Below are 12,348 nucleotides of genomic sequence, written 5' to 3' on the forward strand. Positions count from 1 at the left end.
TTAAAACAAAGCTCTTAAACCAATGTTAAAACTTTGTCCTAAACCTGTATTTTCTCCTCTTACAAATTTACTATACAATACTTCTAAATTCAATTCATCTGTCAGTTGATATTTACCTCCAAAACCTAATGCAGTAAAATCTTGTGTAAAATCTCCAAATCTATTCGTATGTTGTACAAAACCTAACACTGTAGATTTATCTGATGGAAAATAGCTTAAGAATAAACCTGGATTCAAAATAAAAGTATTGGTTGCAAAACTTCCTTCTGAAGTTGTTTTTCTGCCTAAACTATCAAAAGTTGCTACTTCTTTATCTCCAAAAAAGTATTGTGTATTAATTTCAGAAAACAATTGCCAATTTCCACTTGGGAAAGTATAATCGTAAAAGAATCTATTTTGAAAATTCCATGCAGCTTCGTCTAAAAATATACCATCTACAGTTTCTCTTTTTACTAATGGAATATTTAATGAAGACTGTACAGAAAATTTCCCTACACTTTCTATAGGTTGCCACTTTATTGAAGGTGCTATAGATGTAATTCCTTTTCTAGAGAATTCATCAGAACCTAAACTAAAGACGGAAAGAGCGTCTCTACCTCCAATAGTATTAGAACGGATTTCTACAATAAACCCTAAATTAAACCTTCTACTATCAGAAGTACCTGTAAAAATTTCTATTGTAGATGTTAAATAATTTTCTCTTGCTTTATCTGCTTTTACACCATTAAAAGTAGCTTCAGTTTCTGTATATAAATTATTAAAAAACTTAATATCCCACTGTCCTTTTTTTAATAAAACTGATGGTGTATAGGTTTGTATATTACTTCTAGTATCATCATTATCATCTTGAGCATTTGCTTGTAAACTAATCAGCAAAAGAAACGCAATTGCTACTCTTATTAATCTATTTTTCATTATAGTTGATTTTAATTTTCAAATTATTTAATTCCCAAGTTAAGTCTTTCACAAATTTAATAACTTACAAAAAAGTTGTAGATCTTTTATTTAGAATAAATTTAAATTATAGTTCTCAGTTAAGTTATTAACTTTAGCTTCGACATAACCTCAAGAAATCAATCAACTAATTATGGAACACATTGTTATTATTGGAAACGGAATTTCTGGTGTATCAGTTGCTAGGCATATCAGAAAAAATTCTGATAAACAAATCACGATAGTATCTGCTGAAACAAAATATTTCTTTTCTAGAACTGCTCTTATGTATATTTATATGGGGCACATGAAATTTGAACACACACAACCTTATGAAAATTGGTTTTGGGATAAAAACCGAATCGATTTAAAAGAAGGTTTTGTATCTAAAATTGATACTGATAAAAAATCGCTTGAGTTTTCTGATAATTCTTCGCTTTCTTATGATAAGTTAATTTTAGCTGTGGGTTCAAAACCAAATAAATTTGGCTGGCCAGGTCAAGATTTAGATGGTGTTATGGGCATGTACCACAAACAAGATTTAGAAAATTTAGAAAAACACGCACCTAATAATGATGTTTGTAAAAGAGCTGTAATTGTTGGTGGTGGTTTAATAGGCATTGAACTGGCAGAAATGCTACGAAGTAGAAAGATTCCTGTTACTTTTCTTGTGAGAGAAACCAGTTTTTGGAATGGAGTTTTGCCTGCTCAAGAATCTGAACTCATTAATAAACACATTAAAGAACATCATATTGATTTACGTTTGGCAACTAATTTAAAAGAAATTAAGGCAGATGAAAATGGAAAAGTAAAATCGATTGTGATTCAAGAAACTGGAGAAGAAATTCCTTGTAATGTTGTTGGTTTAACTGCTGGTGTAACTCCAAATATCGACTTCTTAAAAGATTCTGGTATAGAAACTGGACGTGGTATAAAAGTCAACCGTTTTTTAGAAACAAACGTTAAGGATATTTATGCAATTGGTGATTGTGCAGAACAACACGAAGCTATTGGACAACGCAGAAATATTGAGGCAGTTTGGTACACAGGAAGAATGATGGGTGAAACTTTAGCACAAACCATTTGTGGTAACAAAACCGAATATAAACCTGGACATTGGTTCAATTCTGCTAAATTTTTAGATATTGAATATCAAACTTATGGTTGGGTTTTTAGCGAAAGAAACAAAAAAGAAAATGAAGCTTATTTTCAGTGGCAACATCCATCAGAAAATAAATGTATAACAATTTCTTATGATAAAAATACCAGCAAATTTCTAGGTATAAATACATTCGGAATTAGAATGCGTCACGAAATTTTTGACAAGTGGCTAACAGAAAACCAATCTATAGAACACGTTTTAGAATATTTAACTGATGCTAATTTTGATCCTGAATTTTATAAACTTCATGAAGCAGAAATTGTAGCAAAATTTAATCAAGAGAATAAAACAGATATTCAAGTAAAGAAAAAAAGTTGGAAACGAATTTTTAGTAAAGCATAAAAGATGAAAGCAATAAAAAATTTAGGTTTAGTAATCTTTTTAATAGGATTAGCAATATTTACAGGGTCTATTTTTACTGGTAATTTTTCTTTAACTCAAGAAGAATTGAATACTTATATTTCTGAAAAAGGATATAAAAGCGAGATTATAAAAAAAGAATTATCAGCAGCAGTTGTAACTGATAAGTCTTTAAACATTTTTCAATTTTCTAGCAGAGTAAGAGCAGCATTTGAAACATCAAATAATCATTATGATGAATTAATAGCAAAATATGATGCAGAAAAAAATTGGGATAAAAAAGGCGAACAATATCAATATAAAATCTACGGAAAACCTCATACGTTAAGTTATGAAATTGCCAAAAAAGCAGGTTCTGGTTTTGTAAAAGAAAATGCTGGATTGATGTGGTTTTTAACTTTTGGTTTAGGAATTATTGGAGCATTATTATTTATTATTCCTAACCTAGTTTTATTAGGAAAACCAGGGATTAAAAATGATGGTATTTACCTAGAATCTGCAACAAATAGAGGATGGATTGCTTGGTTGGTTTTGGTGTATTTGGTTACGTTTTATTTGGTGTTGTACTTTATGGCAGATTATGCTGTAAACTGGACATTTATTCTAGACCCAATAAGTAATTTTTTAGGAAATAGAGATGCATCACAATGGTTTGTATATGGCTTTTTATACTGTACAATTATGCTAACAATGGGTGTGAGAATGTTTATAAAATATAGACATAACAAATACCAAATTGTACGAACAATATCTGTTTTATTTTTTCAAATCGTGTTTGCTTTTTTAATTCCAGAAATTATGGCAAGCTTACAATTACCTGAATATGATTTTAAAAATGCGTTTCCTCTAGATTATGATTTTTTCTTTGATTGGAATTTAGATAATTTAACCAATAGTGGAGGAATAGGATTATTCATATTAGTTTGGGGAATTGTTTTAACACTCATTATAGTTCCTGTAATGGTCTATTTTTTTGGAAAAAGATGGTACTGTTCTTGGGTTTGTGGTTGTGGAGGCTTGGCCGAAACTTTAGGAGATCCTTATAGACAACATTCTAACAAAAGCCTGAATGCCTGGAAGTTAGAAAGATGGTTAATCCATTCTGTTTTAGTATTTTCTTTAGTGATGACAATCGTTACTTTATATTGTTATTTTTCTGGTACACAATCCTTTTTAGGAATCAAATCTCAATGGATAAAAGACACCTATAGTTTCTTAATTGGAGCATGGTTTGCTGGTGTAATTGGTACAGGTTTCTACCCTATTTTTGGAAATAGAGTTTGGTGTCGTTTTGGTTGTCCTTTAGCTGCATACCTAGGTTTAGTACAACGTTTTAAATCAAGATTTAGAATTACCACAAATGGCGGACAATGTATTTCTTGTGGAAACTGTTCTACCTATTGTGAACAAGGAATTGATGTAAGAGCTTATGCACAAAAAGGAGAAAACATTGTACGTTCTAGTTGTGTGGGTTGTGGAATTTGTTCTGCAGTTTGCCCAAGAGGTGTTTTAAAATTAGAAAACGGTCCAGAAGAAGGTAGAATTAATCCAACAGAAATTTTATTAGGAAACGATGTTGATTTGATGAAATTAGTTAACAAAAATTAATTTTGAAAAATACACTTCTTTTAATTTTTTGCTTACTTTTTATTTCAGCTTTCTCGCAAAAGAAATATCAGAAAGAATATTATAAAAATGGAAATTTAAAAGAAGAAGGTTGGCTCATCAATAGTAAAAAAGAAGGCTACTGGTTAACTTATAATAGAGGTAATATAATTACTTCAAAAGGAAATTATTCTGAAAATCTAAAAACTGGATATTGGTATTTTTATCATTCAAATGGAGTATTAAAAGAGAAAGGAGCTTTTAAAAAAGGTTTAAAATCTGGTTTTTGGAAAAGTTATAATAACCAGAATATAAAAATAACTGAAGGTAATTATATCAATAATTTAGAAGATGGATTTTGGTATTATTATCATCCAAATAAAAATGTATCAGAAAAGGGCTGGTTCAAAAATGGATTAAAAACTAAAATATGGGAAGCTTTTCATCCTAATGAGCAATTAAAATACAAAGCTCTTTTTGAAAACAATACACCTTCAGGTTTTTGGGTTACTTTTTATGAAAATGGTCGAAAAGAAAGTGAAGGCAACTATAAAAAAGGTATCAAATCTGGCTATTGGAAGTTTTTCCATAAAAGTGGAAACTTGAAAAAAGAAGGAAGATTTGTAAACAATTTAGAAACTAAATATTGGTATTTTTACGCCGAAAATTCAATTTTAGAAAAAGAAGGCCATTATAAAGAAGGAAGAAAAAATGACTGGTGGTTATTTTATGATAAAGACGGAAATATCAATCATAAATGTCAATTGCATAATAATCAGAAAAATGGATATTGTTTGATTTATAATCAAAAAAAACTAATAAAAGCCTCCAAGTTTAAAGCTGGTAAAAAAATAAAAGAATGGACAGATTTTTCATCTTTTAAAAAAGAGAACAGTCTAAACGATTTAAGATAAATGAGCTCTATTATAAAAGTAATTATTCCTGCTTATAATGAGCAAGATTCTATAGCAAATGTAATTAACGATATTCCTAATATCGTTGATGAAATAATTGTAATCAGTAACAATTCTACTGATAATACAGAACTCAACGCAAAAAATGCGGGTGCAACTGTACTACAAGAAAATAGGAGAGGTTATGGTTATGCTTGTTTAAAAGGGATGGATTACATTTCTAAATTAAAACAAAAACCAGAAATCATTGTTTTTTTAGATGGCGATTATTCTGATTATCCAGAACAACTTACAGAAATTATAGCACCAATTATCAATAAAAATATTGATTTTGTATTAGGGGCTAGAGTTAAAAAGTTAAGAGAAGATGGTTCAATGACACCACAACAAGTTTTTGGAAATTGGCTCGCAACTTTTTTAATGAAACTCTTTTTTAATGCAAAATTCTCTGATTTAGGGCCTTTTAGAGCTATTAAATATGATAAACTTTTAGCTTTAAAAATGGAAGATAAAACTTATGGTTGGACAGTAGAAATGCAACTTAAAGTTTTGAAACAAAAAATGAGTTACCAAGAAATTCCTGTAAAATATAGAAATAGAATTGGGGTATCTAAAGTTTCAGGTACTGTAAAAGGTACTATATTTGCAGGAGTAAAAATCTTAACTTGGATTTTTAAATACAGTTTTAAATAATGGTTTTAGCCTACATCATCATTGTTATCTATAGTTTTTGCTTGCTACTTATTTTTATATATGCATTGGCACAATTGAATCTTTTATTCAACTACTTACGCTATAGAAATAAAGAAGATAATTCAGAAAAATTCAATTTTTCTAACCCCGATGAAATCCCATTTATAACCATACAATTACCCGTTTATAATGAATTGTATGTAATGAAGCGTTTGCTAAAAAACATTGCTAAACTCGACTACCCAAAAGATAAATTAGAAATTCAAGTATTAGATGATTCTACTGATGAATCTGTAGAAATGACTGCCAAGCACATCAAAAAATTACAGGAAAGAGAAATTGATATTCAACACATCAGAAGAAAAAACAGACAAGGCTTTAAAGCTGGTGCATTAAAAGAAGGTTTAAAAACAGCAAAAGGAGAATTTATAGCCATTTTTGATGCCGATTTTCTACCTAAAAAAGATTGGCTATATCAAACCGTTCCTTATTTTAAAAATTCAGAAATTGGTGTTGTACAAACGAGATGGAGTCATATCAATAGAAATTACTCTACATTAACTAGAATTCAAGCATTTATGTTAGATGCACATTTTACGCTTGAACAAGTGGGTAGAAATAGCAAAGGCCATTTCATCAATTTTAATGGTACAGCTGGAATTTGGCGAAAAGAATGCATTTATGATGCTGGCAATTGGCAAGGAGATACACTTACAGAAGATATCGATTTAAGCTATAGAGCTCAACTAAAGAATTGGAAATTTAAGTATTTAGAAAAAGTAGAAACTCCAGCTGAATTACCAGTAATTATTAGTGCAGCAAGAAGTCAACAATTTAGATGGAATAAAGGAGGTGCAGAGAATTTTCAAAAAATGATAAATAAAATTATCAGCAATAAAAACATCTCTTTTAAAACTAAAATTCATGGTTTATTGCATCTGCTCAATAGTTCTATGTTTACCTGTATTTTTTTAGTAGCTGTTTTAAGTATACCTATGTTGTATATTAAAAATGAATATGCACACTTAAAAAATTATTTTTATGTAATGAGCTTTTTTGTGATAAGCTCTATTATATTTTTTATCTGTTATTGGCATATGTATAAGAATATTTATGGAAGTGGTTTTGTAAAATTCTTTAAATATATTGGTGCTTTTTTTACTTTTTTTTCTGTGGCTATGGGCTTTTCTTTACACAATACTATTGCAGTTTTAGAGGGGCATTTTGGTAAAAAAAGTGAATTTGTAAGAACTCCTAAATTCAATATAAAAACCATAAAAGATGGTTGGAAAAACAACAAATACATTAAAAAGAAACCTTCAGTTCATGTAATTTTAGAGGGTTTACTGGCTATTTATTTTGCGTTTGGTATGTACAGTGCCTCAATAGTTGGTAATCAAGGAGGAGATTACGGTTTATTCCCTTTTCATTTTATGCTTTTTATAGGTTTTGGTTATGTTTTTTTTAAATCTGTATTCTCAAAAGCATAATGGCTTTTTTGTATAAATATAAAGAGGCTACTCTAGTATTAATCAGCATTATTCTTTATTTTTTATTTGCCTATCATTTAGAAAGAACCAATTTTACCAAGCTCATATTTTTATGGTTTTTACTGTTTGGTTGTTTTTATTTTTTGATAAAAAGCAATGCAATTTCATTTAGAAATTTAGTAGGAATTTCTATTTTATTTCGATTAATATTCCTCTTTGCTATTCCAAATTTATCACAAGACTTTTATAGGTTTATATGGGATGGACGCATGATTTTTAAAGGCTTAAACCCTTATTTATCATTACCACAAACTTTTATTCAACAAAATAATTTTCCTATTGCAGATGCACAAGAATTGTATGCAGGAATGGGAGAACTCAATGGAAGTCATTATACCAATTATCCACCATTAAATCAGCTATCATTTTTAATTGCTGCACTTTTTTCTAGTAAAAGTATTTTTGGAAGCATCATTGTTTTACGATTACAAATCATTTTAGCAGATATTGGAATTCTATATTTTGGTAAAAAATTATTATCAAGTTTAAAGTTACCTATCAAAAATATTTTCTGGTACATTTTAAATCCTTTTATTATTATAGAAATGACAGGTAATTTACATTTTGAAACTGTAATGCTGTTTTTCTTAATTTTGGGATTGTACAAATTACACCAACAAAAATGGATTTTGGCCGCTATTTTAATTGCTTGTTCAATTTCAGTAAAATTGATTCCTTTATTGTTTTTACCATTGTTTTTTCAGTGGTTTGTAAAACCTAAAAAGCTCTCAAAAACTACTGTTTTTACAAGAATGATACAACTAGTAGTATTTTATACTATTGTTTTAAGTATAATCATTATATTATTTCTTCCTTTTTATTCATCAACCTTAATAGATAATTACTCGAACTCTGTAGGTTTATGGTTTAGAAGTTTTGAGTTTAATGCAAGTTTCTACTACATTTTTAGAGAAATAGGTTATCTATTTAGGGGCTATAATGAAATTGCTATTATTGGAAAAATTACACCTTTATTAACAATTCTATTCCTAATCATCTTAACATTTTTTAGAAGGAATATTTTAATAATTCAACTTATTACTGCAATGCTTTTTGGTTTGTGTTTCTACTATTTTACAGCTACAACTATCCATCCTTGGTACGTAGCTACTCCTTTGATTTTATGTGTTTTTACAAAATATAAATTTCCAGTAGTTTGGAGTTTAGTAATTATTTTAAGTTATCAAGCCTATGCAAATACGCCTTGGCAAGAAAACTTATGGTTTGTAGCAATAGAATATTTTATAGTTTATTCAATTCTTTTTTATGAAGTTAGAAATATAAGCTTTAATAAAGTTAATATTTAATAATTAATTAAAAAGCTTGTCTTGATTATTTCATATATTAGTGGTTAATTTTTTTGAATGAAAAAACTAACTATAAAAGATATTGCTAAAGAATTTAATGTTTCTATTTCAACAGTTTCTAAAGCTTTGAATGATAGTTATGAAATTAGTGAAAGTACGAAAGAAAAAATTCAGAAATATGCTAAAGAAAAGAACTATAAACCAAACTTTAACGCACTAAGTCTTAAAAACAGAAGCACAAAAACCATTGGTGTAATTTTACCAACTATGCTAAACTACTTCTTTGCTCAAGTTTTTAAAGGCATTGAAAAAACAGCATTAAAAGAAGGCTATAAAGTAATTACTTGCATATCTAACCAATCTTATGATAAGGAGCAAGAAATAATAGAAATGCTTTCTAATGGAAGTATTGATGGTTTTTTACTTTCTACAGCTAAAGAAACCGAGTTAAATAATAAGTACGATCATTTCAAAGATTCTATCGATAATGGAACTCCAATTGTTATGTTTGATAGAGTTGCTCAATCGATTATTTGTGATAAAGTAATTACTGATGATTTTGAAGGTGCAGCCAATACTGTTGAGTTTTTGTACAAAAAAGGTCATAAAAAAATAGCTTTTATTTCTACTATTAGCGATCTACAAATTGGCAAACAACGCCTACAAGGTTATAAACAAGGTTTAGAAAAAGTTGGGCTTTCTTTTGATGAAAATCTGGTGCTTAATATCATTGAAAAAGATTATAAAAAATACAAAAACAAAGTAAGACCATTTATAAAATCTAATGATATAGATGCTGTAATTACCACAGGTGAATCTGTTGCTGTTTCTACAATGAAAGCTCTTAAAAAGAGTGGCAAAAAGATTCCAAAAGACGTAGCTGTAATTGCCTTTTCAAATGGTATTTTAGCTCGTCATTCTAGCCCAAAAATGACAACTATTAGTCAACATGGAGAAATAATGGGAGAAACCGCAGCTCAAATTTTAATCAATAAATTAGAAAAAAAACATACCGAAATCACTACTAAAATCATTAAAACTGATTTGGTAATAAGAGATTCAACAAGATAAATGATTGATTTTTCTAAAGTGAAACTTGTAGTTTCTGATATGGATGGAACTTTATTAAATTCTAACCACGAAGTAAGCAATAGATTTTATAAACTCTTTAAACAACTACAAAAACAAAACATCACATTTTGTGCAGCAAGTGGCAGACAACATAATAGTATTGTTGAAAGATTACATAAAATAAAAGATGATATTTATGTAATTGCAGAAAATGGTGGTGTTGCTAAAAAAGGAGAAAAAGTGCTACTTTCGCATTTCTTAACTGCAGAAAAAATATTAAAAATAATTCCGATTGTAAGAAATATTGCTAGTGCTAATATGGTACTTTGTTGCGATAATTCAGCATTTGTAGAAAGTAAAGACGAAAGGTTTTTAGGTCTATTTCAAGAATATTATGCGAGTTTTCAACAAGTTAATGATTTAGAAGAAATTGCTAAAACTGTACCCGTTTTTAAAATTGCAATCTATCATTTTGAGTCTTCTGAACAATTTCTTTACCCTAAAATTCAGCATTTAAAAAATGAGGTTTTATTAAAAATTTCTGGACAAAACTGGTTAGATATTTCTGATGAAAAAGCTAACAAAGGCATTGCTTTAAGACATTTACAACAACTTTTAAACATCAGCAAAGCAGAAACGATGGTTTTTGGAGATTATCATAATGATATAGAAATGATGCAAGAAGCTGACTTTAGTTTTGCGATGGAAAATGCACATAAAGACATCAAAAAGCTGGCAACATTCTCAACAGATACTAATGATAATTTTGGAGTAGAAAAGGTTTTAGAGAAATTGATTGCTTCAAAAGGCTAATTCAGTTATCACCTTGAGCAAAGTCAAAAGATTTTTATTTTTAAACCCCAAAAGCGGAAAGAACTAACTTTCGAGAACCTCCATAATTTCTATGTTCACATAAGTATATGCCTTGCCAAATACCTAAATTCAATTTTCCATTGGTAATCGGAATTTCAACAGAACTACCCAATAAAGAAGCTTTTAAATGCGCAGGCATATCATCACTACCTTCATAAGTGTGAATATAATAGGGTTCATTTTCTGCAACCATTTTGTTAAAATGACTTTCAAAATCGACTCTTACAGTTGGGTCTGCATTTTCATTAATGGTTAAACTTGCAGATGTATGTTTGATGAATACTTTAAAAAACCCTTTTTTGATGGATTTTATTTCAGGGAATTCATTTAATACTGTATTTGTAATTAAATGAAATCCTCTTTGATAAGGTTGTAACTTTATTTCTTTTTGTTCGAAAATCATAAATTAATCATCAAAAGAAACAGTACTTTGTCTTTCTCTATTTACATGTAATTTAGTTACATCTGGTCTGGAATAATGGCCTACAACATCAAAATTCTGGCGTTCTTCTAGAACTCTATTAAAATCAATTGTTTCTATAATCAAACCTTCTTTGTGTAAAACAGGTGCTACAATCCATTCTCCATCAGGACCAGCAATACAAGAACCTCCATTTGCCAAAATGTCTGGTGCATCTTTTACAATTTTATAATAATGAGGAATATCTTCTGGAAAATCTGATTTCTGCATCAAACTTGAAACCGAAATTACAAAAGAACGTGATTCTCTAGCAATAAAACGTGTTATATCTTTTGTATTATGATCAGAACCTGGCCAAACAGCAATATGTAAATTTTCTCCTAAACCATACAAAGCAGTTCTTGGCAAAGGCATCCAATTTTCCCAACAATTTAGTCCGCCAATTGTAAATTCTTTCAATGGATGTACTTGCAAACCATTTCCATCTCCAGGAGCCCAAGTTAAACGTTCGTCATAAGTAGGTTGTAGTTTTCTGTGGACAGATTTTATTTCTCCATTTTGGTTTATGTAGACCAAACTTGCATAAATACTATGTCCTCCTCTATTTTTTGCACGTTCCATAATTCCTAAATAAATAGCAATGTTGTGTTCTTTTGCCAATTTACATATGGAATCTAATTCACCTTTTTCTATGGTTACAGAATTACGCACATAATGCGCATGAATCTCTTTATTGGTTTTTGTATTCCATTCTGCACCACCAGTTAATGCCAACCAAAAAGGATAACCAGGTAATAATGCTTCTCCAAAAACAATGAGTTCACAATTTCCTTTTGCTGCATCTACAATTGATTTTTCAATCTTTTCAATGGTTTTTTCTTTATTTAACCAAACTGGAGAAATTTGCGCTAGTGCTACTTTTAGTAGGTTTTTCATAAATCAAACTTTCGTTTTATTTCATCTTGTCTGTTGTCCCAAAAACATAAAATTTCTATTCTATTATTATTGATTTCATAAAAAATCAAATAGACTTTCATTGGAACAACTCTTGTTATTTTATTTGACGTAAGTCTGCCAATAAAATTACTTTTTGATAAAGTTTTTAATACATCTTCAATTTCACCTAACAATTTTAAACTGTAAGTTGAAGAACCATTTCTTTCTGTATAGAATTTAAGAATTTTATGAAGCTCTTTCTTGGCATCTTCAGACCAAATTATTTCTCCTTGAGCCATTCTTTCATTTCAGAAATTACTGATTCATTTGTTGAGAATTGACCATTTTCTATTTGATTTCTACCAATAGAAATTGAACTTTCTTGTTCTGAAGATAACTGATATAAACCTTTTTCTGAAGAATCAAAAATAGTTTGTAATGCTTTTAAAAAACTCAAATCTTTTGAATCTCTAATTCTAGAAATTAAGTTATTTTTTATTTGAGTTGTTGCATCCATATTCAA

At 29.0% G+C, this 12,348-nt stretch carries 13 protein-coding genes; 8 read left to right on the top strand and 5 right to left on the bottom strand.

Annotation, left to right across the window (positions count from 1 at the left end; all coding sequences use genetic code 11):
• On the bottom strand, window positions 1-915 hold the full coding sequence (locus BTO18_RS10180; RefSeq protein ID WP_105016113.1) for a transporter: 915 nt from the start codon (window positions 913-915) through the stop codon (window positions 1-3).
• A gap of 172 nt (window positions 916-1,087) precedes the next feature.
• Here BTO18_RS10180 and BTO18_RS10185 point away from each other — a divergent pair, with 172 nt between their 5' ends.
• Genes BTO18_RS10185 through BTO18_RS10220 form a run of 8 tightly spaced genes read left to right on the top strand, consistent with a single transcriptional unit; the run spans window position 1,088 to window position 10,408 of the window.
• Window positions 1,088-2,437, top strand: a complete 1,350-nt coding sequence (locus tag BTO18_RS10185; protein ID WP_105016114.1) for an NAD(P)/FAD-dependent oxidoreductase — start codon at window positions 1,088-1,090, stop codon at window positions 2,435-2,437.
• A 3-nt stretch (window positions 2,438-2,440) separates the two neighbouring features.
• Window positions 2,441-4,063: a 4Fe-4S binding protein gene (locus BTO18_RS10190; protein ID WP_105016115.1), complete on the top strand. Its 1,623-nt coding sequence runs from the start codon at window positions 2,441-2,443 to the stop codon at window positions 4,061-4,063.
• A 2-nt stretch (window positions 4,064-4,065) separates the two neighbouring features.
• Window positions 4,066-4,974 (top strand): toxin-antitoxin system YwqK family antitoxin, encoded by a 909-nt coding sequence (locus BTO18_RS10195; RefSeq protein ID WP_105016116.1) that lies wholly within the window; start codon window positions 4,066-4,068, stop codon window positions 4,972-4,974.
• Entirely contained in the window at window positions 4,975-5,667 is a 693-nt protein-coding gene (locus BTO18_RS10200) for a glycosyltransferase family 2 protein (RefSeq protein ID WP_105016117.1), read from the top strand. It abuts the gene before it with no gap.
• The gene (locus BTO18_RS10205) at window positions 5,667-7,157 is read left to right on the top strand and encodes a cellulose synthase family protein (protein WP_105016118.1); all 1,491 of its coding nucleotides are present in this window, start codon (window positions 5,667-5,669) and stop codon (window positions 7,155-7,157) included. The genes BTO18_RS10200 and BTO18_RS10205 overlap by 1 nt, the downstream gene beginning before the upstream one ends.
• Entirely contained in the window at window positions 7,157-8,524 is a 1,368-nt protein-coding gene (locus tag BTO18_RS10210; RefSeq protein WP_105016119.1) for an MptA/MptB family glycosyltransferase, read from the top strand. Before BTO18_RS10205 ends, BTO18_RS10210 begins: the two co-directional genes overlap by 1 nt.
• Before the next feature lie 57 nt (window positions 8,525-8,581).
• The gene (locus BTO18_RS10215; RefSeq protein ID WP_105016120.1) at window positions 8,582-9,595 is read left to right on the top strand and encodes a LacI family DNA-binding transcriptional regulator; all 1,014 of its coding nucleotides are present in this window, start codon (window positions 8,582-8,584) and stop codon (window positions 9,593-9,595) included.
• The gene (locus BTO18_RS10220) at window positions 9,596-10,408 is read left to right on the top strand and encodes an HAD family hydrolase (RefSeq protein WP_105016121.1); all 813 of its coding nucleotides are present in this window, start codon (window positions 9,596-9,598) and stop codon (window positions 10,406-10,408) included. It abuts the gene before it with no gap.
• A gap of 40 nt (window positions 10,409-10,448) precedes the next feature.
• Here the strand turns inward: BTO18_RS10220 and BTO18_RS10225 are convergent, their stop codons facing one another.
• The 4 genes from BTO18_RS10225 to BTO18_RS10240 are packed head-to-tail and all read right to left on the bottom strand — an operon-like array spanning window position 10,449 to window position 12,342.
• Window positions 10,449-10,871, bottom strand: coding sequence for a secondary thiamine-phosphate synthase enzyme YjbQ (locus BTO18_RS10225; protein ID WP_105016122.1), 423 nt, complete (start codon window positions 10,869-10,871; stop codon window positions 10,449-10,451).
• 3 nt (window positions 10,872-10,874) lie between these two features.
• Window positions 10,875-11,825 (bottom strand): carbon-nitrogen hydrolase family protein, encoded by a 951-nt coding sequence (locus tag BTO18_RS10230; RefSeq protein WP_105016123.1) that lies wholly within the window; start codon window positions 11,823-11,825, stop codon window positions 10,875-10,877.
• Window positions 11,822-12,124: a type II toxin-antitoxin system RelE/ParE family toxin gene (locus BTO18_RS10235; protein ID WP_105016124.1), complete on the bottom strand. Its 303-nt coding sequence runs from the start codon at window positions 12,122-12,124 to the stop codon at window positions 11,822-11,824. Before BTO18_RS10235 ends, BTO18_RS10230 begins: the two co-directional genes overlap by 4 nt.
• Window positions 12,106-12,342 (bottom strand): hypothetical protein, encoded by a 237-nt coding sequence (locus BTO18_RS10240; RefSeq protein ID WP_105016125.1) that lies wholly within the window; start codon window positions 12,340-12,342, stop codon window positions 12,106-12,108. Before BTO18_RS10240 ends, BTO18_RS10235 begins: the two co-directional genes overlap by 19 nt.
• Between the last annotated feature and the right edge of the window lie 6 nt (window positions 12,343-12,348).

This window comes from Polaribacter porphyrae (genome assembly GCF_002954685.1).
GTDB classification, from domain to species: Bacteria; Bacteroidota; Bacteroidia; order Flavobacteriales; family Flavobacteriaceae; genus Polaribacter; species Polaribacter porphyrae.